Genomic DNA, 23,547 nt, shown 5'->3' with positions numbered 1-23,547 from the left:
CATAAACTCCATTTTCTAAGGAGACATTGTTTGCGATATTCAAATTAGCTGTCGGAAATCCGATCGTTCTTCCGAGCTGCTTCCCTTTCTCAACCTGGCCGATAATAAAATGATCAGCGTACTGACGTAATGCGTTCATATGAACCTCCTTTTGAAAATGTTTTATAAAAAAGATAAAGGCCTCCTAAGCAAATACTTAGAAAGCCTCTAGTTGTCTAGTCGGTAATATTATATTATTTGTTAATAAATATAATCCCATTATTCCTAGTTGTCAAGTTCAATTTACCTGTTATTTAGAAAAAATCAAATTTACTAAAAATTAAAATAATTGTATTTTTCAAAGATAATCTAATATTAATTAACTAATAATCTTCTAAAATAAGTTATTAGCTATTAACTCAAATACATAAATAACTTTATAGAAGGATGTACAGAAATAAATGATTTGATGTATATCAAAAAAGCAAACTTGACATATTGGTTTAATATAATTAAAATCACAAATAATCATTTATTACTTTTTGTCCAATATTGCCCACTGAATAACCAGAAGCTCATGTCGATTCCTTTCGTTAGGGATTCTGATGTGAGCCTCTTTTTTATTTAATATGAAGGAGGAGGAGATATCATGAGTTTACAATTTGCTTATTGGGCGCCAAACGTTAGTGGAGGTTTAGTCATCTCTCAGTTATCACAAAGAACAGGTTGGTCATTTAAAGGCTTATTCGAAGAACACAAAACCATATTCTTCAAGCAAGCCTCCTAAATATACTGCTATTTATGCAACTTCTTAATTTTGCTCCTTCATCATCTCATCATAAATCAACTTGCCAATCTTACTAATAATCTGACGGCTTTCCTCTTCCGATGCCATATCTTCCGTTAAAACAGCCGCGCAAACCGTTTCCGTTTCAGAACGAATAATAGCCGCATCATGCATGACTCCACGAAGGCTGCCTGTTTTATTCCCAACTTTCACACCTTTTCCCATCATAGCAGGAAGGCGTTCCTTAAATTGCTGCTGTTCAAAGATGTCTAGAATCCTTTCTTGACTGGCTTTTGTTAAAAAATCACCCGTATGTATCGCCTTTAAACAAAGTACAGTATCAGCGGCTGACATCGTATTGTCGCGCCCTTCTTTTAGAGCCTTAAAGTCAAACATTCTTCGTTGTAACACGGTATTTTCTAACCCAAGCTCTTGAATACATTGATTAATCTTCTCAAAAGTAAGCAACGTCATCATCATATTCGTAGAGGTGTTATCCGAAATCGTAATCATGAGCGTTAATAAATCTTCAACTGTTAAAAATACCTTATCTGACAAAGTATGGAGTACACCAGACCCGCGAGTGACCTCATTGCGTGGAATCGTTAACGGCTGATTTAAATAAATATCTTTGTTCTCAGCTTGACGATACCCTTCAATAATCATCGGGATTTTAATTAAGCTTGCGGATTGAAACGCTTCATGTTCGTGATAAGAAATAGACTCTCCGCGATCGTTTTCAATTTTGTACGCGATCCGCCCATCAAATGTTTCAATAAGCTCTAAAATTTTTGGTTCAATTGATTGTAAAGTCATACAAATCCCCCTTTTTCCCATTATCGAGGTGAACCCCTGCTCACCTCTTCTCTTTATTCTATCACGGAAAGAGTGAGAACTTATAGACCTATCCATTCATAGCGGTTCAAGATATGGAGAAATTGTTGAATAATTAACCGTATTATATGTAGCAATATAGAAAATAAATAAAAGCACCACCCTATACTTTGTGATGCTTTAGTTTCTTATTGATTTATTCTATTTTGCTTTGGCAGTATGACTTTTTAAAAGTGGAAATCGCTTCTTTTCCGTTGTATCGACCTGTGTAATTTCCCCGTTATGTACCGTAATAACTACTGAACCATACTGGATATTTTGCAAACTGGCTAAAATATATTGTAATTGCTGCTCTTCTAACTTGCTCATACGAAGCCCCCCTATAATCATGAATTCGCACCTGCTTCTTGTATTCTACTGTTTCACTTATAGATATTATTACTTTATCAAAATAGTACAACTTTTTTCGTAGTTATCACATTAAACATATTAAAAAACTATGAATTAAATATAATACAGCAAGATAAATTTGTCAATTCACTTTTAAGACTTTTCCGTCATTTCTAATTTCGTTCATTCGAATGAGGTATGTAAACAAAAAGGATGCACCCATTATAAATAGGTACATCCTTTTCTTCAGTTAATAACAGCTATAATTCCTTCTTCATCATCAAGCACTAGCTCAATTCCGGCATAAGGATCTCTGTTTAAAAATTCATCAAGCCATAAACGAAGTGCTTCAATTAAGTTCACTGTAATTAGAACTTGCTTGCGCCCTTCCCAATACACTTCAGCAGAAAATCCATACTCATCATCATACATCAATTCTACTTCAACATCTTGAGGTTGAATTTGTTTTTTACGAGACATATACACACATAGTGCATTAATAATATCTTGTTCTGGAATGATTAATTTCTCCACGGATTAGTATCCTCTTTTTTCTTTTTATCCTTGAAGTAAACGAAGATTTTACGAATGATGGAAATAATGACTACGATTGCGATTACATTAATTAAGAAACCAAGAATAGATCCTAATGCACCCATATTCGCAAATAGGCTGCCAAATAGTAAGCCGGCAAGTCCGCCTAACATAAGACCTTTCATAAGTCCGCCAGACATAAAGCCGCCTTTATTAGTAGTATTCGTCTTTGCTTTATTTGTTGTCGCATCAGATTTGTTTATATTATTATTTTGGATATTGCTGTTTCTATCAGTATTAAAGCTTTTCTTTCCTGATTTGTAGGATTTTGCATCAACCGTTGTTGTGCTCTCTTGGAATACAAAGCTGCCAACAGGTGCTAACACTAAAATTGCAGTTAATACAGCTGCCAATAATTTTTTCATGTAAGTAAGTTCCTCCTTGATATATGTTTCATTTTTTTGTAAATGTACCTTATTGTCCTATACGAATTTTCCCAGCACCTTTCATCTTATACTTTATAGTATTTACGATATAGAACAAAATAAGTTTCATTTTTTTCTTTTATTTTTTCAAAAATAGTTTTGTTGAAAATATTACCAAAATAGCATTTCACAGAAAAATAAGCAGAGAGCGTCCCTCTGCTTATTCCTTCTATTACTTGATTAGTTTACACGTACAACATATCCATTGAATTTTTGAGCCCAGTAACCGCTGCTCATATTCGCAATGGCTACGCCCGTAGAGCTTTGAGAACCAATGAATTTACCGCCGCCTACATAAATACCAACATGTCCATTTCTTTTATACGTATCAAAGAATACTAAATCTCCAGGCTGCATTTGGCTTGCTGAGACTTTTGTTCCAGACGCTGCCAAAGCATCTGTATGCGCTGGAAGGCTCACACCTGCTTGACCATATGCCCAAGATACGAAAGCAGAACAATCGAATAAACCGTTCGCAATATCTGATGCCGTTCTACCGCCGCCAAATTTATAAGTAGAGTTCCCGATATACTTGTATCCTGCCGTAATCGCTGAGCCTGTATTGGCACTGCTTGGTTTAGGTGCAGCAGCTTTTGGTTCAGTTGTTTTTGATTCATCAGATGATTTGGTTTCAGTTGATTTTGATGTATCAGATGAATCCGATTTATCGTTTGCTGATGGTGTTGAAGAGCTATTATTAGATGTTGATGCCTGTGTTGATTGTTGCGCTTCTTCTGCTGCTTTTCGTAAAGTTTCTTCCTCTTCTGCTTTACGTTTTGCTTCTTGTCTTCTTTCTTCAAGAATAGAATTAATTTGCGCTTCAAGGTTATCGTCCTCGTTCTCTAGGCTTTCTTGAAGCTGTTTCGTTGCTGTTTCTTTTGCTTCTAACTTCTTGATTGCTCTTTCACTTTGTTTCTTCTGAGATTCAATTTGAACCTGCATTCCTTCTAACTCAACCTGCATGCTTTTCAAGTTAGATAATTTCTCCTCAACTGCTTTTTTCTTCTCTTCTAATTCAGCTTTATCCGCTTCTTGTTCAGCTAAAATAGCACGGTCTGCTTGAGCCATTGTCGCTACCGCTTGAACGCGGCCTACGAAATCACTGAAGTCTGTTGCCCCAAATAATACTTCCACATAGTTGACATCGCCGCCGCTTTCTTGGAATGAAAGAGCACGTTCTTTAAGAACTTCTTCACGATTTGCAATTCGTTCTTCCAATGCTGCAATGGACTTTTTCAGTGCATCTACTTCTGCTTGTGTTTTTTTAATTTGCTCTTTCGTTTTTGTAATCTTTGCGTTGTTTTCTTTAATAGCTTCTTCAACTTGTTCAATTTGTTTTTTCAGCTTTTCTTGCTCTGCATTTAATTCTTTAATAAGTTTCTGTGCTTCAGCAATTTTTTCTTGGATCACCGTACGTTCAGACTCAATATTTGAAATGCTTTCTGCTTGTACTGCTGGAATTGAAAATAAACTTCCTAGTCCGATCATAATAGATGTATTTAATGCAATAAATTTTTTCTTCAAAATCGTTCCCTGCTTTCTTCCCTAGCTATCTAGTAACAGATTCTTGGCGTTCTATGAATCTTATTTATTATAAATAGCCTAGAAATTTTTATATGTTCTTAATGTATTAGTTTCATATGTAAGTTTGTAATGGATTAATATACATAATAAAATAACTTTTTCCTACATTGAAGTATAACATCATAATTTATCAAAGTGGTGTTATTCACATTACAATTATATTTCATTTTAAACATAAACTCCTATTTTTCGACTCATTTCTTCATATTATGTAGCTAAAAAATCCTATATTATGACAAAGTTCATGTAAACATAAGCCTAAGTTAACGATGAAAACGAACTAAAACCTCTTAATTACCATTAAATAGATCTAATATTACAATAACATTACAAACAAAATAATACGCCATTTATTTCCTGTTGAACTATAGAAAAAAGACTAGGTGATACGGCACTGTTGAATTTTGTCTTATTTCACAGGAAACCGTGCTTTCGAAAAAAAGACTCTCACCGATATGGCAAGAGTCTTATCTCGTATGTTCCTTACTTTTGCAGCATGTGGAATACTTGCTCCACGTCTTTATCACCACGACCTGATAACGTTACGACAATTACATCATCACGTGACAATTCTTTCGCTAATTTAATCGCATGAGCAACAGCATGAGAACTTTCTAACGCTGGAATAATTCCTTCCGTTTTAGAAAGAAGCTGGAATGCATCTAATGCTTCCTGCCCTGTAACCGTTACATATTCCCCGCGACCGCTTACTTTTAAATAACTATGTTCTGGACCTACACCCGGATAATCTAATCCTGCTGCAATCGAGAAAGTAGGCTTCGGATTTCCTTCTTCATCTAACAACGTTAAACATTTAAAACCATGTATAACCGCTGGAACACCTTCTGAAATACTTGGTGCTTCTGCTGGTTCACAGCCGATTAAACGAACGTTTGGTTCATCAATATAATGAGCGAATGAACCAATCGCATTGCTTCCTCCGCCTGCACATGCTACGATAGCAGTCGGTAACTTTCCTTCTTTTTCAAGAATTTGACGTTTAGACTCTTCACTAATGACCGCCTGGAAATGCTTCACCATCGTTGGATATGGATGAGGTCCTACAGCTGATCCTAACAAATAAAATGTATTTTCGTAGTTTTGAACTAAATCATTTAACGCTTCATCAACCGCTTCTTTTAAGCGACCTTGTCCCTTATCGACTGCTACAACTTTAGCACCTAGTAATTCCATTCGAAATACATTTAGTGCTTGTCGTTCCGTATCGACTTTCCCCATATAAATGACACATTCCAAGCCAAACATCGCACAAGCAGTAGCGGTAGCCACTCCGTGTTGACCTGCACCTGTCTCAGCGATCACACGTTTAGCTCCCATCTTTTTCGCTAATAAAATTTGGCCGATTGCATTATTAATCTTATGAGCACCTGTATGATTTAAATCTTCACGTTTTAAATAGATTTTCGCTCCGCCAATTTGTTCTGTTAAATTTTTCGCATATGTTAATGGATTTTCCCGACCGATATATTCCTTTAAATAATATTGATACTCAGCTAAAAACCGTGGATCATCCTTATATTTCAGAAACTGTTCTTCTAATACGTCCATTACTTTTTGAAGATTTTCTGGTATATAGCTGCCGCCAAACTCTCCAAAGTATCCTTTACTTTCTACACTATTACTCGTCATTCTAAACTCTACTCCTTTATCATACGTTTCATCTATTATAACAAGTGTCAACTAATATTTAAAAAATTATCTCATAAAATAGAACAGAAAAAAAACCTAAATGCCCATTCCGCATTTAGGTTTTTTCCATCATTCAATCGATCCACTGTGTCACTTCAGAAAAGTGCTTTCTCTTCCCTTTTAATTCCTTCTTTATATCGGAATAGCCGATGTACAGAAAGCCAACGACTCCTGATTTTCCTGTAAGTCCAAAAAACTCCTTCACTTCCGGTGCATAACAAATATCACCTGTTCTCCAAACCGCTCCTAATCCTAAAGCATGTGCAGTTAGCAGCATATTTTGAACAGCCGCATGCACCGCAGCAAATTCCTCTTGAAGAAGCACTTTACTCTGCTCTGAAGGTTCGACTGCTACTGTAATAATCACAGGGGCTCGCAACGGCTTATTTTTCTCACGCTCTAACCTTTTTTGGTCTTCCTCACTCAGAGGCTCCTCCATGTTTGCTTGTGTCATTTGAGCGAAAAGGTTTCCTAAACGATTTCGACCATCTCCTGTTAAAACGAAAAAACGCCACGGTTCTGTTCGATGATGACAAGGGGCCCATGTCCCTGCTTCTAAAATGGCTTCAACTAATTCTTTTGGTACTGGATCTGGCTTCACAACCCCGATACTTCTTCGCGTTTTAATCGCTGTAATAACATCCATTTTTTCAACACTCCTTATAAAGTAAGTGACCGTACAAACCTGATTGATGAAAGCATACCTATATCTTCCTTGTTTCCTCATAAACTTGAGGTGGGAGGCTTACTGCCCGTTAAATGTCGGATAAACATAATACAGATGTAAAAATAACTGCTTCAAAATAAATATTACCAAACAAATATGTAATTTCCAATTCACACACTATAATTAGTGAGATTGAGCAACCGTATCATCGGATTCATTCAGCAGAAAATCATGCAGCGCTTGACGATTGACTGCTTCATCGATTTGCAGCACAAGCTGACTATGACCGCCATTTTTCCCCTCAACTCGTTCATCGGTGTACGAACCTTCAACTGGAATCGTTAAAGTGTCGACAGACTCAGGCCGGTTAGATAACACTTCTTTAATTAAACTTAAGCTATCGACACTGCTGATATTAGTAGAAATATACGGTTGGACAGCCCCTAGTAATCTTGGAGCATTTGAGATTCCGTTTGTACTTACGACTTCATTCAATAATACTTTTATCACTTGCTGCTGACGTCTCGTTCTGCCAAAATCTGATTCGCTATCCTGTCTATAACGAGCATATCCAAGCAGTTCTTTCCCATTTAATTTCTGTGTTCCTTCAACTAAACTAACTCCAATCCCCTTACTCATGGACTTTTCTACATCAATTTCTATACCATCGGGGTTTAATGTATCGATAATCGTTTCAAATCCCTTAAAATCAACCATCACAAAATACTCTGTATCAATTCCAAAGTTTTCTTTGATTGTTTTTCTAACTAACTCAGGACCGCCTAAGAAATTAGCTGCATTGATTTTGTAATAATCGCTATAACCTGGAATTGGAACATACATATCTCTCATTAATGTAGCTAATTTCACTTTTTGATTTTTCGGATCAAACTGAGCAATCATAATCGTATCCGAATTGGATTGCACTTGTCCTTTTCTTTTATCCACTCCGATTAATAAAATATGAACTTTATCTTGTTCATGTGTATCGCCATTAAATTCTATTTTTTCTTTTTTATGAGCAGAACCGAGTGCACTTTCCGCTTTTGTTTTCGCATCATAATACTGAAAATACCCATAACCAAGCAGTCCTAAAGGGATCAATAATATAACTAATGCAAAAAGCTTAAGTTCTCTATACTTTTTCGTTCTTTTCTTGTTAGAACGCTTCACCTTCTCTTCCATATACGCTCCTTTTTCTATGTATAACTTTTATTTTTCTATATTATCAAATAAAAAGAAAATTTCGTCACTATAACTTTAAAAACTTTAGAAACTCTTAACATTTTGTCCTACATTTAACGGGCAATGAGGCCCCCGTTTCACTTTATAATTCTATAAAAAAAGTTTGTAGAGACAAATGCCCCTACAAACTTTTTTACCTGCTTTACATATCAACACGTTCATCAGCAAAGACTTTCGCTTTCCTTCTTTGCTTTTTTGACTTTTTAAAATACAACAATTCATATATACATGGAATAACAATCAGCGTGAGCAATGTAGAAATAGCTAAACCGCCAATAACAACAATGGCCAAGCTTTGGGAAACTAAACTTCCTGTTTCCGCTTTTTTGTATAAAAGAGGCAGCATCGCACAAATCGTGGCTACAGCCGTCATCACAATTGGACGAAATCTTGTTGCTGACGCTTCAACAATCGCATCACGAATAATCATATGTTGTTCATTTTGTTTCACTCGGTCTAACAGGACAATCGCATTAGTCACAACAATACCAATTAACATAAGTGCCCCTAAAAGGGCTGTCATATCGACTGGAATACGACTAATTACCAGCCCTAAGACGGCACCAACCGCAGCGAACGGCAATGAAAATAGGATTGCGATCGGTGCTCTCATGGACTTAAATGTAATCACCATAATCAGAAAAACAATACCAATTGAAATGAACATCGTAACAAACAGATCGGTAAAATCATCGGCTTGCTGTACGCTTGCTCCCCCAACATACACCTCTACATCTTCCGGAATATCGAGACCCTTATTCTCTTTATCTCCAAATATCTCAACATTTACTTTGCTTGCAATATCAGAGAGTTTAGCTGGATCAACTGTTGCCGTTACTTGAAGATACGTTTCACCGTCTTTATGGAACAGATTCGTTGTACTTTCTTCACTCTTTAACGAAGCAACTTTTGATACAGGCACTAGACCAAACTCTGTCATAACCGGAATTTTCTTTAAATCCTCTGGTGTTTTCGGATTTAAGATTGGTTCAAGATACACAGGTGTTAACTGTTCCTCTAGCGTAATATGACCGATAGGCGTTCTATTCAGCATTACACCGAGTTGTTGAGCGATTTGCTCTGTATTCCCTCTAGAGGAATTGACCTTGAATGAGTAGATTGTTTTCTTTTCATCTTGATTCGTTGTAACTTCTTCTACGCCTTCAATATATTGAATTTTCTTTTTAATTTGATTAGCTGTTCCTTCGAGCTCTTCTACATTATTCCCAATTACATCGATTGTAATATTCGTTTGCCCTGCTCCCATCATAAAGGAAGCGGCACTCACCTCAAGCTTCGCATCGGGATAATGGTCTTTTTGCTGCTCAATTTTTTCTAAGATTGTGTCAATCTGTTCTTTATCTTTCACTAAAATACCAAAAGTCGCTTCTGTAGGTGATGTCACCGTACCATATTGAGCGGCCTCAGCGGAGACTCCTAATTGCATAAACACATCATCGACTTCATTCATATCCTGAATCGTTTCTTCGAGTTCAATCGCTTTATCTCTTACTTCATCAAATGGCTGATCAGTTGGATAAGCGAGCGTCGCTGACACATAATCAGCTGTCGAATTGTCCACTGCTCCTTTAGGCATCGCAATGTATGTAGCAATAGAACTGATAAACAATAAGAAGGAAATCAGAAGGACCACCCATTTATGATTCAAGGACCACTTCACAACCTTTGTAAAACGCTTAGCTGGTCGGTGTTTTGGAAGCTTCGTTCTCCTTAGCAACCCTGCACTCATAAGCGGAACAACCGTTAATGCAACAAGTAACGAAGCGAGTAAAGAATACGTAACCGTTAAAGCAAAAGGCAGCAGAAACTCTTGAAGCCCTCCATTCAATAAAGCAACCGGCAAGAAAACAGCGACAGTTGTAAGAGTGGAAGCTGTAATCGCCACACCTACTTCTTTCGTAGCATCCATCACTAATTGAAGCGAAAACTTCTCTTGCTGCATTTTTCGGAAAATATTCTCAATAACCACGATGCTATCATCCACTAAGCGACCAATCGCTACAGCGACACCGCCCAGTGTTAAAATATTTAAGGTTACACCCGATAAGGATAACAAGAAGAGGGTTAAACCAAGAGACAATGGAATCGAAACGATTGTAATAAAGGTCGAGCGTACATTTCGTAAAAAGACCATAATTACAATCGTAGCAAACAATGCACCAAGCAATACTTCTTTCACCATCGTCTGAACAGACGTTTCTACCATATCAGCTGTAGATAAATAAATCGTCGATTGCTGATCAGGGTACTTGTCATTAATTTCTTTTGTGATTTTTTCTACTTCACGGCTAATGGTTACAGCATTTGACTGACTGTCTTTAACAATGCTCATATCAATGCTGTCTTCTCCATTAAATCGACTAATAAGATGGTCGTTTTTTACTTCTTCAACCTCCGCCACTTGACCGAGCGTAACCCTTGGTTTGACCCTTAGCGCTTCTAGCTTGGCAACGCTTGTTACATCTCCAATTACTTTAATATTACTTGTCTTCCCGTCAATGACGTTTTCACCAACAGCGAGAGCCGTATTTTGACCGTTCAAAACACCCATAATTTGTTCAATCGAAACGTTCTTTTTCGCTAGTTGTTTATTATTCACTTTAACGGAAAGAACGGACTCAGCAGCCCCAAATGTTTGAACATCAGAAACTCCTTTAATATCCTTATATAAAGGCTCCAGTTCCTCTTGAACAAAATCTAAGTTTTCCGCTGTTAATCCATCTTTAAATGTTACGGCAATAAATGAAATCGGAATCATCGATGTATTAAGTTGGGTAACCGTAGGCTTTGACATCTGTTGAGGCAGTGTTACACTACCTAAAGCTTCTTGGACATCCAGCTTTGCTTGTTTCATATCCGATCCTGCTTCAAAGAACAAATCAACTTTTGAAAAGCCGTCTCCTGTTACGGAATAAACAGAGGTCTTTCCTTTTAATCCTGTAACCGCCCTTTCAATCGGAGTTGTTATGGTCGTTTCCATTGTTTTTGCATCCGTCCCCTGACCCATTGTGACAATCGTCACTTGTGGATTATCAGCGGAAGGTAAAAATTCCATAGGCAATTTAAAATAGCTAAACATCCCAATTAATAGAATAAAAACAGTGACTAACGAAACAGCAGCTTTATTCTTAAATGCCCACTTTGTGAAGAATTCCACATACACATCCCCTATCATTGGAAAATCAATAAAATAATCCCATACTAAATATTAACATAAACGGTTGACTAAAATGTGTAAAGAAGTATAAATTCGATGTAAACATAGAAAAAACACTTCATTCTTTGGTATGGTCCGATCCTCAACCCCTACCAAACAAAAGAAGTGTATGCCGCATCTTCTCCCTTATTCATGCACTCATTAACCCAACATACTATGCCCGCCATTTACCGATATGACCTGTCCGGTAATCCAATCCGCTGATTCCGATAATAAAAATAAAATAATTCCCGTTACATCATCCACTTTTCCAAGTCTTTTGAGTGGATACTGCTTGACTACCTTCGCGAGTGTTGCCTCATTAAAATTCAATTCACCTTGGTCAATGAGTCCAAGTGAAACTGTGTTACATTGCACGTTGTTTCGACCGGCTTCGATTGCTAGTGACTTTAAAAAGCTGATTGTTCCCCCTCTAGCAGCTGCTGAAACAATTAAATTTCGATCCCCTGTTCTTGCGGAATCCCCGACAATATTAATAAACTTCCCCTGATTGTTCTCCATCATCGCAGGCATAAACGTATGTACTAAATTCAATACACCATAAAAACAAATATCTACTTCACGTTTCCATTCTTCTGGCTCATATTGAAAGAACGATTTTACTTGCGCCCAGCCAGCGTTGTTAACAATACAATCCACATGGCCAAACTTCTCATCAAGCGTTTCTTTTATTCTCTTAATATCTTCTAAATGTGCAAGATCACCTTGTACGAGAGTTACTTTTCCCCCAAGTTCTTCGATTTCTTTCGCTGTTTTCATAGCTTCTTCTTCAGATCCACGGTAATGTAACGCAATATTCGCCCCTTCACTAGCAGCCGCTAACGCAATCCCTCGACCAATTCCTTTTGCAGCACCCGTAATTAAGACATTTTTTCCTTGTAAACTACTATTCATCGAATAACCTCCTTCTAAAAATAGAACGAGGCTGTCTTAAAAGTAGAATCATGCGAATTTAGCCTATAATCGTGCTAAATTCATGAGAAATCATGCCAATTTGACTTATAATCCTGCCAAATCCACAGAAAATCATGCCAATCTCCTATTTTTAATCCAGCCTCATTCCTATGAAATTCTTACACCATTGTTAATCCGCCGCTCACTGAAAGTGTTTGACCCGTAATATATTCTGCTTCATCAGAGGCCAAAAACGCCACAGCATTAGCAATATCACTAGGTTGAGCTAAACGTCTGAACGGAATAGCTTTTTCTAAAGACGCTACAAGCTTTTCATTCGTTTCGCCAATTTCTTTAAATAGCGGTGTATCAGCTGGTCCTGGTGCAATACAATTGACATTTATTTTATGTCTTGCCATTTCCCTAGCCAATGTTTTCGTAAAGGCTACGATTCCACCTTTTGCAGCCGAGTAAACGGCTTCTCCACTTGAACCAACTCTCGCTGAGTCAGAGGAAATATTAATAACTTTTCCGTAACCATTTTCAATCATAACTGGCAAAATTTCTTTAGATGTATGAATTTGCCCCATTAAATTAATGTCAATAATGGCTTTCCATGTACTTGGTTCACTTTTTAAAAACGGTTCCACTTTATCCCATCCTGCATTATTGACCAATACATCAATCTTTTCAAAATGAGTAAGTGCTGTTGCGACCGCTTCCTGGACACTTTCTAGCTTCGTTACATCGCAATACACGGCAACCGCTTCTGCCCCTTCTTCTTTTAAAATAGAAACCGTTTCTTGTGCGTTTTCTAAATTTACATCTGTAACAACAATATTCATAGATTTAGAAGCTAGCGTTCTAGCAATCTCTCTTCCCATTCCTCTACCTGCTCCTGTTATAAAAGCCACTCGTTTACTCATAACTTCCCCTCCACTTAATCTATTTTTTCGATTTACTTTTTACACTTGTTCACTAATCATTTCTCTTAAACGGAATTTCTTAATTTTTCCACTTGGTGTTCGCGGAAATTTATCAATGACTTCTACATGTTCTGGCCAATACTGTTTAGCCATCCCTTTTTGCTCAAGGAACTCCTGCATAGTTTGTAAAGTTAATGGCGTTTTGTCTGGCTTCATACTAATGAATGCACAAGCCTTCTCTTGAAGTCTTCGGTCAGGCATCGCAATAATTTGCACAATAGAAATATCCGGATGTTCATAAAGAACATTTTCGACATAGGCAACAGGGATATTCTCACCGCCTCGGATGATTACATCTTTATCACGGCCAGATATACGAATATATCCATCTTCATCCATCACAGCACGATCCCCTGTAATGAACCAGCCATCCTGATGCTCGGCAAGTGTGTCATCCATCCGTTTTAAATAGCCAACGAACTGCGCAGGCCCCCTCGCTAGTAAACTTCCCTCTTGATGCGGCGGACATATTTCACCATTCATATCCACCACTTTGACTTCCATTCCTGAAAAAGGAACACCATCTGTACCTGTTAGTTTTTCCTCTGAATCATCAAGCTTTGTCAGGGTCACAAGGCCGTTTTCCGATTGTCCCCAACCAGCCAAAATTTTACATGAAACCTTTTCATTTGCCTCTTTAACTAACTGCCTTGGAATCGGGGCCCCTAGCGCAACAAATGCACGCAATGTGCTAAGATCATAGTTCCCAATCCCTTCTAATCGAATCGTATCCTCAAGGAATGGCGTTGCACCTGCAGTAAATGTAATTCCCTCTTTCTCTATCAACTCTAAAAATTCGTTTGGATTCCAAATATCCTGATAAACAGCCGTTCCTGCATAATGAGTCGGTAGCCGTACCCCATAGCCAAATCCAGTTTGATGTGCAAACGTAGAAGCCATATGCATCACATCATCAGAGGTTAAACGTAAACGTTCAATCCAATAATTCGTTGAAACACAAAGCGTATTATGTGTATGCATAACCCCTTTCGGATTCCCAGTCGTTCCGGAAGTGAAAATAATCTCTGTCACATCATTCGGATTATGCTCAATTTCATCTAACACTTTTACATCCATACGCTCTTCCCACGGTTCTTCAAACAGCGCGGCTAACGCTTTCATTCCACTTGGAACGTTCTCCCCGTGTACATAGACATGTTCCAATGCCGGCCATTGGTGGCTAAGCCTTTCAATCATCGCTGGGTAATTGAAACCTCGGAATCTATCTGGAACAACAATCATTTTTGATTCAACCATGCCTACCATATAGCCAATTTCACGATCTCGATAAATCGGAATAAGAGGATTTGTAATAGCTCCTATTCGAGTAGCCGCATAATGAAGGATGACGAATTCATTCCAGTTAGGCAATTGAATCGAAATAACATCTCCCTTTCCCAAACCTATTTCCAGCAAACCTAAGGCGACTCGATCTACTAGCTTTCCGACTTCTCTATACGTATAGCGACTTTTCTTATCAATAATCGCCGCCTTATCCGGATACTTTGCGATTGCCTCCTTTAAGTAATCTAAGATTGTTCGATTCGGCCAAATAGACTGGTACTTCTCCACATATTCCTGATTCAACAGCGTATCTAGTTTCACTAAATTCCATCCCCTTTTTACTGTCTAAATTTTTTGAAATCTACCGGCCGTTTTTCAAGAAAAGCATTCTTGCCTTCTTCCGATTCTGGTGTGTTGTAAAACATAGCCAGGCTGCCCATTGATAATTGTGAAATTCCTTGAATGTTTGCACTATCGGCATTAAAGGAGTATTTAAGCATTTTCAGCGCTGTTGGACTCTTCTCAAGAATCTTTTCAGCCCACTCTTCTGCTGCTTGCTGCAGTTGCTCTGCAGGAACAATTTTGTTCACAAGACCCATTTCTTTTGCTTCTTGTGCAGAATATTGTTCACATAAATACCAAATTTCTCGCGCTTTCTTTTCCCCAACAACTCTAGCTAAATAAGCTGAGCCAAATCCGGCATCATAGCTCCCTACTTTAGGTCCGCTTTGACCAAATTTTGCTGTTTCCGCCGCAATCGTTAGATCACAAATGACATGAAGCACATGTCCTCCGCCAATCGCGAATCCATTTACCGCTGCAATAACTGGCTTCGGAATATTTCGAATGGTTTGATGCAAATTCTCCACCTCTAGACCGATACCACCCCCTAAACCGCCGGAATAATCATATCCACCTTCATCGCCTTTTTCTTTTTGATCTCCACCGACACAGAATGCCTTTTCGCCTGCTCCTGTTAAAATCACAACCCCAACGCGGTTATCATCCCATGCGTCACGGAAAGACCAAATTAATTCCTGGATTGTTCTTGCTCGAAAAGCATTGTAAACCTGCGGACGGTTAATTGTAATTTTGGCAATCCCATTCGTTTTTTCATATAAGATATCTGTTAATTCCATATTATTGACCTCCATCGCTATAATAGTTTTAGACTCATTTTTCCTTTAATTACTTTCATTGAACTCTCGCAATTTGACCGATAAAATAGCAATCTATATTTTTATACAATACAGCTCTCTAGTTTAATAAGAACGGAACTCTTTCCCAATAATATCTTTGGCGATAACCATCATATTCGCTTGAGCTGTTCCGTCTCCAATCTCTAATCCAATTACATCGCGCAAGCGCTGCTCATGCGGCATTTCCTTCGTATAAGCATAGTGGCCGTTAAATAATAAACATTCATGAATAGCCTCTACACTATATTTCGGACCTAGCCATTTAACAGAAGATGACTCTTTACTATGCTTTAATCCTTGATCACGAAGCCAAAGTCCGCGATATGCCTGCCATTTGATAAGCTCTAATTGCGTATAGTGAGTCACAAGCGGAAACTGAATGCCTTGGTAAGTTGCAAGCGGCTTACCAAAGGATTGTCTAGCTTTCACATGTTCAATCGTCTCATCGATGCTTTGAGAGGCAGCTCCCACACACTGTAGTCCTATTAATAAACGACTTAAATCAAATCCATTCATAACTTGAGAAAAACCTTTATTTTCAAGACCAATTAAGTATTCCTCTGGAACCTCTACATCGTTTAAGTAAATCGAGCCCCTGCCAACTGGAATATTCCCCATATCCTCATACCCTTTGCATTCCACTCCAGGTAAATTAGCCGGTACAATAAAAGCACTAATCCCACGATTGCCTAACTCAGGATCTGTTTTAGCGAAGATAATAAACGCATCTCCACACGTTGCTACGCTAATTCCTGACTTTTCTCCATTTAGGACATATACATTTCCTTTATGTACGGCCGTTGTTTTAATCCCACCAGCATCGGTTCCTGCAGCTGGCTCCGTGATTGCAATCCCCACAATCTTTTCACCGCTAGCGATTTGTGGAAGCCATTCTCGTTTTAACTCCTCGCGAGCATGATTATTAATAATTTCTCCAATCAGTGCATTTAGCATGACCGCATATGTTAAATTGAAATCCCCTCTGCCAATTTCCTCAGCAGCAATTCCTGTCGTAACGCAGTCAGCACCGCTCCCCCCATACTCCACAGGAATTCGAAGACCATTTACACCTAACTCCCCTAGCTTCTTCCACAAATGCCTTGGAGTAACTCCTTCTCGGTCCCATTTCGTGTAATGAGGAAGCAGCTCCTCCTTCGCAAATTCTTGCAGCATCTTGCGGAAATATTCCTGCTCTTCTGTAAATGAAAAATTCAACATTCATAATCCCTCCCTTTGCCTATATTAATTATGCAAGTACCGTGCCAATTGGAATTTACTAGTAAAAGCACATATCTCGTCACATCTATTCGCAAAAATGAGATAGTTTCGCAATTTTGCGAAGCATATTTGCAAAAACACCTCCATTTGCTCGCCTATAAAAATGAGGCCTTCCCAAAAGTCATGAAAAATGACTTTTGGGAAGGCCTCGCATTTAGTTGAACAATTATTCTTCTCAGATTATTAGTGTGTTAAAGGACAAAACCGAGGAATCCAACCTGGGAAATGTTCCTCATTGTATTCATGAAAGACAGAATCCAACAAAAAAGAATCGGGCTGTCCATTTTTAGACAGCCCCACATTCTAAATTCTACTATTTCAAATTATATTTTGATAGTTTTCGGTAAAGGCTAGCGACATGTATATGTAACTTTTGGGCAGCGACAGTCCGGTCGCCTTTCGCTTCTTGAAGGGCACGTTGAATCGCATCAATTTCTGCATTCGCTACCGCTTCTTCTAAACTAAGAAGAGGGGCTGATTCTCTTTCTCGTTGAGGAGCCGATTCACTAGGTGAAAAATATAAAGCTTCCATCATGATTGTATCGCCTTCAACAATATTCATTCCCCGTTCTATATACGCTTTTAGTTCTCGTACATTCCCTGGCCATTCATAATTTAACAGCCATTCCTGAAGCTTGACATCAATAAATTTCACTTGACGCCCTAGCATCTCATTAAAATAATTGATGAAATAATAAGCTAACGGAAGAATGTCTTCCTTCCTTTGACGGAGAGAAGGGATTTTTAATTCAAAAATGTACAATCGATAAAATAAATCCTGTCTAAACTTCCCTTCTTGAACAAGCGTTTTCAAATCTCGATTCGTCGCAGCAATAATTCGGATATCGACATTTTTATTAGCTGTTCCTCCTAATCGTTCTACTTCTCTTTCCTGCAATACACGCAATAACTTTCCTTGCGCTTGATAAGGAAGCTCCGATATTTCATCCAAAAAGAGAGTGCCGTGATGAGCTAATTCTATTTTCCCAGGCTTTCCTTCCTTTTTGGCACCGCTAAATGCTCCTGCTTCATATCCGAACACTTCTGATTCGAACAGTTCATCTGGAATCGCCGCACAATTCACCGCAACGAAAGGGTTATTTTTTCTCGAGCTTAATCCATGAATAGCTTGAGCAAATAATTCTTTTCCCGTTCCGCTTTCTCCCGTTAATAGTACGGTTGAATTACTTATCGCAATCCGAGCTGATAATTCTTTAATTCGCTCGATCGCGGGGCTTTCTCCCATAATCTCCTCAAAGCTATATCGACTCTGAAAAGAGGATTTTTTCTTCATTTTAGAAGAATCCATAGAATTCATAAATGAAATCATTTCAACATGGTCAATATCATCTTGCCGAACAATGACCCGGTAAAGCTGATGCTCATTGACTTTAGAAACCTTAACTAGACAAGAATATCCAAAAATAACACCAAACAGTACTTTCGTACGCTTTCTATTAAATGTACCTTGAATGATGTCATTAATTGATGTTCCAATCCAATCCTGTTTGTTTATCGAAAAGTTCTCACAAAATTCTGCGCTAATGTCAATCAAACGACCATTAGTATCCACTTTCATAGAACCCCATTCATCAATCGGGTCGATTAAATTAAGTGTTTTCTTCATGATTATCACCTGTTAATTCTTATTGGATAATAAAAAAATAACGGCCTGTCCCTTAATTACTTCATTTCCAACCTCATTGTAACAAGTAACCTTTTGAGTGACCCAATTCCGTTCTATATTAATATCAATAATCTCTAATTCAGCCGTAATCACGTCTCCAACAAATACAGGATGATAAAAAATCAATTCCTTTTGCAATAGAATACAAGCACTGCCAGGCAGTTTATCACTAATCACTTGGTTAATTAGTCCTTCTGTTAACAAACCAGGAACAATGGGTTGATGATAATAATTTTCCCAGTTCTCTTCACTCGGTCTGTATACTGGACTATAATCTTTCGTTAATTCATTGCATGCTCTTACGTCAGCTTCAGAAAATGTTCGTTGCAAACGGGCAATTTGTCCGATAAACAATTCCTCAATTGTATAGACCATCTAACCCTTCCTTTCTATTGTTGTAATTTTTTCTAATATTTAGTATATATTCTAATATCATAAATGGGAAGAAAACACTTCTACAAGAACAAAAAAGCTCTCTTTACATTAGCGAATGCGTTAGTAAAGAAAGCTTTTCTATAATAAAAAACAGAAATTAACAACTACTATAGACAAAATAAATTATATTTTTCATTTCAATATTTCCTCTACCTTATTAAACATTGGCAGCAAAAAATCAGATGGATTTTTCAAATCAGGATAGAACAAAAGGGTCAGAGAAAATAGCCATTCGAAAGTAACCAATACAATGAAAATCTTTTTTTCCTTTTTCTGATTCTGCTTCATTTTTGGCCATTCGTACAAAATCATGCATGCTACTAAAAATGTAATCCCTAGTGCAAATAGCCATTCCAATATTTTTCACCTCGCTTCTGTTGCCGTTCCTGCACCAATTCTCAAAATAGTTGTGTCAATGTCATATTTGACCTCTACTTGTGGATAGATGTCATCCCATTTATCTTTTACTTTCCGCCATTTCTTCGGATACTTCCGTTCAAAAGCTTCTCCAAATCCTAAAATATCGGCCTTTTGTTCTTTTTGTACTTTTTGTACCGCTCTCTTTAAACGCCCTTCCCATTGTTTAACGAGTTGTTTTTCTAAAGAATTTATTTCTTTTGGCGACTTAACTTGTATATTCGTTTCATTTAAAACAATTTCTGCTCTTGTTCTAGTCTTAATCGTTAATTCCCACTTATCTCCCTTTATTTTTGGGATAAGCTTTACGTCTGCCTCTTGGAGATTCATGGATATATATCCTTTTGCTCCTTCTGGTAAGAATGTAATATTAGATTCTTTCACATCATTTTGGATCCATTTCACACCTCTTGTCAATTCATCATCAATCGAACCAATCATTTTATCTTTCTTAAAAATGGCGGTGCCGTAAATATAAGCAAACGTTTCATTTGACTTCTTCCCTTTTGCTGGTGGTAATTTTTCCACCATTGGAAGGAATACATCGCCAATTACAAGCCTTTGAAGTAGATCAACTAAAGTCACATGCATCAAAGTCTGTGATTCAGCTATATCCCAAAGTATTTCAGAAGGACTGTATGACGGCGTTTTAAGAGAAAAGATTTCCTTAGCACTCTCTTTCGCCACAAACACGTACGACCGAATACGCGGCCTTGGATCGCGTATAAAATAATCAATGGAGTCACGAATGCCTTCCTTCGCTAACTTTTCATTTATAACAATGACTTCTGAATGTCCCCAAAAGATTTTTCTCGGCAATTGTTCCTGAAGTTTCTCTAAAGCATCAGGAATCGTCTTCCCCTTGCTAGATCGAATTAATACTTGTGTTACCCCACCGCTTCCTTGGCTTTGACCTTGGCCTCCACTTTGACTCTGCGTTTGTGGAACTGCTATTTCAACCGTTAATTCAATTGTGTTATCATCTATTCGGTCAACGCCAGCAGCTTTGATTAAAGCTGTATTACTCATCTCGGTTTGATCCCAACATCCCGTTAGTAGAAACGTACAGGTCAATCCTATAAGATATAACATCATTCTCATTGCTGCTGTTCCACCTGCTTTTCTTGCTTCTTGTTTTTCCGTAAGAAAGCAATCAGCAAAAGGAAGAGAGGGAGCACTATAAATAAAACAGGTCCTACTGCAGAGTTTATTGTTTGGCTATACACGGAGAAAGCCGACGTATCCGGTACTTGCCAGATGGCTAAGACCACCGATAGAAAAGCGATTGGAAACACAAGCGGACGATAATTAGAAAGGTTAAACCACTGTGCCGTGCCTAATGCCAACATATAATAAAATACATACATTTTAATGAAGGCACCCGCAATCCAAATGGCCATCACAGTCGCTTCAAGATGAGATAGAAATTCAGCTATACTAATGTACTGAACAGCAGTCATTAATGGGGTCCTAACGCTTCCTGTTGCACTTCCCAACACTAAAAGGGAAACTAAATTCGTACTGACCACTATTACTAACAATAACAATACGGAAATAACCCCCCCATTTCCTACCTTTTTGCGGTTCTTTTAAAAAAGGAAGAAAGAACGTAATGAATAGGGGCTCACAAAACCAAAGGTTAGAAAAATAAGCTCCTTTCAAAACAGGAAGAACACCATTTCCTAAAATAGGAAACATATACTTTACTTGTACATCCTGAAGAAGAAGGATAATGATTATCAAAAACATAAAAAGCAAGACAGGAGTAAGTAAATCTGAAAGTCTCCCCATCACTTCCACCCCTCCATATACAGCTAAAGCACTAGCAAAGGCCATCGTCCCGAGTAAAACGACTTGCGGCGTATGCGGAAGAAAATAGCCGCTGACAAACTCCCCATACTGCCAAAGCGCTTGGTTAGATATAAATAAGATAAGAAGCAAAATAATTGCTCCAATTAGTTTTCCGCCAATCTTCCCAACGATGGAACAACTATATTGGATAATACTATCTCCTGGGTAAAGGCGATGTAATTCATATACGACACATACCGGAATACAACCTAGAATGGCAGAAACGATAGGAGACAACCACAAATCTCTTCCTGCATAGTCATAGATAGCAGCTGGCAAATAAAGAATGGCTGTTGTAACAATGGAAGAGTACATCATCAGTCCCATTTGTACTGCCGATATTTTCCCGTGTTCCAGCACTTTACTCTCCTCCCTTTCTAGGACCAGGTTTTTGATTAGGACCCTGGCGATATTGATTAAACTCTCCCGTTAAACGAGGACGCTCGGATAATTGCCACCAAGGGGCTCTTATAAGGACATCTTTCATAGCACTTTTATTCCATGGGGCTATTGGTGAAAGGTAAGGAACACCAAAAGAACGCAATGTACATAAATGTGTAAGAATTATTAAAATCCCTAACATCACGCCTAAAATGCCCAATGTACCAGCAAGGAACATCATTGGAAAACGCAACACCCTTAAGGTAGCTCCTAAGTTGTACCGGGGGATTGTAAAAGAAGCAATCCCTGTTAAAGCTACGACCATAACCATCGGAGGTGATACAATGCCAGCCTGAATTGCCGCTTGTCCGATAACTAAAGCACCGACAATACTAACAGCTGAGCCAATTTGCTTCGGCAGTCTTACCCCTGCTTCTCGTAGTGCCTCGAATGTAATTTCCATAATTAACGCTTCCACAATGGCAGGAAAAGGAACATTTTCTCGCGACGTCGCTATGCTCATCATAAGCTTTGTTGGTATCATTTCCTGATGAAAACTAAGCACAGCTACATACAGAGATGGCAGTAACAAAGATAATAAGAGGTAAACATAACGCAACCATCTAATCGCTGTACTTAGCACAAAACGTTGATAGTAATCTTCACTAGCTTGCAATAAGGCCAAAAATGTTGTAGGAGTAATCATCGCAAAAGGAGTACCATCTACAAGAATTACGACTTTCCCTTCTAATAAACTAGCAGCACATGAATCTGGTCGCTCCGTGCTTAAAATCTGAGGGAAGGGAGAAGATGGATGATCCTCTATTAATTCCTCGATATATTGGCTTTCTAATACACCATCAATATCAATTCGCTGCAATCGATTATTTACTTCTTCAATTAACGTTTCATTCGCGAGCCCTTTCATATATACGACAGCCACTTCCGTTTGGCTTCTACGTCCAATCTTCATTGATTTCATTTTTAATTGCGGGCTTTTGATCCTTCTTCTGATTAATGCTATATTTACACTAATCGTTTCAACAAAACCTTCACGTGAGCCTTTTACAACGGATTCGGAGGCTGGTTCCTCAACTGCACGTTTTTCCGCTCGAGCCAGCCCTAAAGCGAGTCCTTTGCTTTCATGCTCAACTAATAGAATGGGGTTGCCCATTAAGGTGTTCTCAATACATTCCTCCACGGTGTTTACTTCTGTTATCTTAGCAACCGATAGTTTCTCTTCCATCCAGTTAGACGGGCTGCTTCTTTTCTCCACCATCTTCTGCATCAAAGGGGAAAGGACACTTGTATCAATTTCCTCCATGTTCGACAATCCATCAATGTAGATTAATTCTGCTTTTACTTTGCCGCCAATTAAAAAAGAACGAAAAACAACATCCGAACAATCCTCGTATAGTAAACGGATCTTTTCTATATTTTTGTCCAAATTGGAGGATAATGGACTTCTTTCCTCCTCCATTTGTTGATGTTTATCTACTTTTTTCTGTTTAGAACGCCGAAAAAACATTCCTTCTCCCCCTTTCAAACGAAACATTACAACCTATGACGTCCAAATGATGTCAAAGTCATTTTCTCCATTATGGAAAGGGATTATGTAAAAAGCAGGGCCAATTATGAAATAGATAGAAATTCAAGAAATATGTATAAGAAGTGCATTGACT

At 38.1% G+C, this 23,547-nt stretch carries 23 protein-coding genes; 1 reads left to right on the top strand and 22 read right to left on the bottom strand.

The features are described 5' to 3' along the window. Positions 1–139, bottom strand: a 139-nt coding sequence (locus D1953_RS19300) for a riboflavin kinase (RefSeq protein ID WP_220453380.1), incomplete at its 3' end; no start/stop codon positions are given. 489 nt (positions 140–628) lie between these two features. Here D1953_RS19300 and D1953_RS21465 point away from each other — a divergent pair. Next, positions 629–766: a hypothetical protein gene (locus tag D1953_RS21465; RefSeq protein ID WP_182480688.1), complete on the top strand. Its 138-nt coding sequence runs from the start codon at positions 629–631 to the stop codon at positions 764–766. 24 nt (positions 767–790) lie between these two features. Here the strand turns inward: D1953_RS21465 and D1953_RS19295 are convergent, their stop codons facing one another. The 21 genes from D1953_RS19295 to D1953_RS19195 form a co-directional block, all read right to left on the bottom strand. After that, positions 791–1,582: a serine hydrolase gene (locus D1953_RS19295; protein WP_182480687.1), complete on the bottom strand. Its 792-nt coding sequence runs from the start codon at positions 1,580–1,582 to the stop codon at positions 791–793. A 219-nt stretch (positions 1,583–1,801) separates the two neighbouring features. Beyond that, on the bottom strand, positions 1,802–1,969 hold the full coding sequence (locus D1953_RS19290) for a YezD family protein (RefSeq protein ID WP_119118775.1): 168 nt from the start codon (positions 1,967–1,969) through the stop codon (positions 1,802–1,804). Between the two features lie 267 nt (positions 1,970–2,236). Beyond that, a complete protein-coding gene (locus tag D1953_RS19285; RefSeq protein WP_425454293.1) occupies positions 2,237–2,470 on the bottom strand; it encodes a DUF2653 family protein in 234 nt (77 codons plus the stop codon). A gap of 41 nt (positions 2,471–2,511) precedes the next feature. Continuing rightward, the gene (locus tag D1953_RS19280) at positions 2,512–2,949 is read right to left on the bottom strand and encodes a hypothetical protein (protein ID WP_119118773.1); all 438 of its coding nucleotides are present in this window, start codon (positions 2,947–2,949) and stop codon (positions 2,512–2,514) included. Between the two features lie 240 nt (positions 2,950–3,189). Next, a complete protein-coding gene (locus D1953_RS19275) occupies positions 3,190–4,533 on the bottom strand; it encodes a C40 family peptidase (protein WP_245980270.1) in 1,344 nt (447 codons plus the stop codon). A 543-nt stretch (positions 4,534–5,076) separates the two neighbouring features. Continuing rightward, positions 5,077–6,243, bottom strand: coding sequence for a tryptophan synthase subunit beta (trpB, locus tag D1953_RS19270; RefSeq protein ID WP_119118772.1), 1,167 nt, complete (start codon positions 6,241–6,243; stop codon positions 5,077–5,079). 133 nt (positions 6,244–6,376) lie between these two features. Further along, positions 6,377–6,949: a nitroreductase family protein gene (locus D1953_RS19265; protein WP_119118771.1), complete on the bottom strand. Its 573-nt coding sequence runs from the start codon at positions 6,947–6,949 to the stop codon at positions 6,377–6,379. Positions 6,950–7,153: 204 nt separating this feature from the next. Continuing rightward, positions 7,154–8,155 carry an LCP family protein gene (locus D1953_RS19260; RefSeq protein ID WP_119118770.1) on the bottom strand — a complete coding sequence of 334 codons (1,002 nt, stop codon included), beginning with the start codon at positions 8,153–8,155 and terminating at the stop codon, positions 7,154–7,156. Between the two features lie 202 nt (positions 8,156–8,357). Further along, positions 8,358–11,393: an efflux RND transporter permease subunit gene (locus D1953_RS19255; protein ID WP_119118769.1), complete on the bottom strand. Its 3,036-nt coding sequence runs from the start codon at positions 11,391–11,393 to the stop codon at positions 8,358–8,360. 201 nt (positions 11,394–11,594) lie between these two features. After that, on the bottom strand, positions 11,595–12,347 hold the full coding sequence (locus D1953_RS19250) for an SDR family NAD(P)-dependent oxidoreductase (protein ID WP_119118768.1): 753 nt from the start codon (positions 12,345–12,347) through the stop codon (positions 11,595–11,597). A gap of 179 nt (positions 12,348–12,526) precedes the next feature. After that, positions 12,527–13,273, bottom strand: a complete 747-nt coding sequence (locus D1953_RS19245) for an SDR family NAD(P)-dependent oxidoreductase (RefSeq protein WP_119118767.1) — start codon at positions 13,271–13,273, stop codon at positions 12,527–12,529. Positions 13,274–13,312: 39 nt separating this feature from the next. Then, positions 13,313–14,938, bottom strand: coding sequence for an AMP-binding protein (locus tag D1953_RS19240; protein WP_119118766.1), 1,626 nt, complete (start codon positions 14,936–14,938; stop codon positions 13,313–13,315). A 17-nt stretch (positions 14,939–14,955) separates the two neighbouring features. Continuing rightward, positions 14,956–15,756: a 1,4-dihydroxy-2-naphthoyl-CoA synthase gene (menB, locus tag D1953_RS19235; protein ID WP_119118765.1), complete on the bottom strand. Its 801-nt coding sequence runs from the start codon at positions 15,754–15,756 to the stop codon at positions 14,956–14,958. Between the two features lie 123 nt (positions 15,757–15,879). Next, positions 15,880–17,034: an acyl-CoA dehydrogenase family protein gene (locus tag D1953_RS19230; RefSeq protein WP_182480686.1), complete on the bottom strand. Its 1,155-nt coding sequence runs from the start codon at positions 17,032–17,034 to the stop codon at positions 15,880–15,882. Positions 17,035–17,407: 373 nt separating this feature from the next. Next, the gene (locus D1953_RS19225; protein WP_119118764.1) at positions 17,408–18,721 is read right to left on the bottom strand and encodes a sigma-54 interaction domain-containing protein; all 1,314 of its coding nucleotides are present in this window, start codon (positions 18,719–18,721) and stop codon (positions 17,408–17,410) included. Between the two features lie 12 nt (positions 18,722–18,733). Continuing rightward, a complete protein-coding gene (locus tag D1953_RS19220; protein WP_119118763.1) occupies positions 18,734–19,156 on the bottom strand; it encodes a hotdog family protein in 423 nt (140 codons plus the stop codon). Positions 19,157–19,348: 192 nt separating this feature from the next. Continuing rightward, positions 19,349–19,573 (bottom strand): hypothetical protein, encoded by a 225-nt coding sequence (locus tag D1953_RS19215; RefSeq protein ID WP_119118762.1) that lies wholly within the window; start codon positions 19,571–19,573, stop codon positions 19,349–19,351. Positions 19,574–19,579: 6 nt separating this feature from the next. Continuing rightward, complete coding sequence (locus D1953_RS19210; protein ID WP_245980271.1) at positions 19,580–20,725, bottom strand: Ger(x)C family spore germination protein; 1,146 nt, start codon at positions 20,723–20,725, stop codon at positions 19,580–19,582. Positions 20,726–20,730: 5 nt separating this feature from the next. Then, complete coding sequence (locus tag D1953_RS22035; protein ID WP_281271582.1) at positions 20,731–21,162, bottom strand: GerAB/ArcD/ProY family transporter; 432 nt, start codon at positions 21,160–21,162, stop codon at positions 20,731–20,733. Next, a complete protein-coding gene (locus D1953_RS22030) occupies positions 21,104–21,844 on the bottom strand; it encodes a GerAB/ArcD/ProY family transporter (protein WP_119118759.1) in 741 nt (246 codons plus the stop codon). Before D1953_RS22030 ends, D1953_RS22035 begins: the two co-directional genes overlap by 59 nt. A gap of 1 nt (position 21,845) precedes the next feature. Further along, positions 21,846–23,393 (bottom strand): spore germination protein, encoded by a 1,548-nt coding sequence (locus D1953_RS19195; RefSeq protein WP_119118758.1) that lies wholly within the window; start codon positions 23,391–23,393, stop codon positions 21,846–21,848. Positions 23,394–23,547 lie beyond the last annotated feature (154 nt).

Source organism: Peribacillus asahii (genome assembly GCF_003570725.1).
GTDB lineage: Bacteria > Bacillota > Bacilli > Bacillales > DSM-1321 > Peribacillus > Peribacillus asahii.
This window is presented reverse-complemented; position numbering and strand designations above follow the sequence as displayed.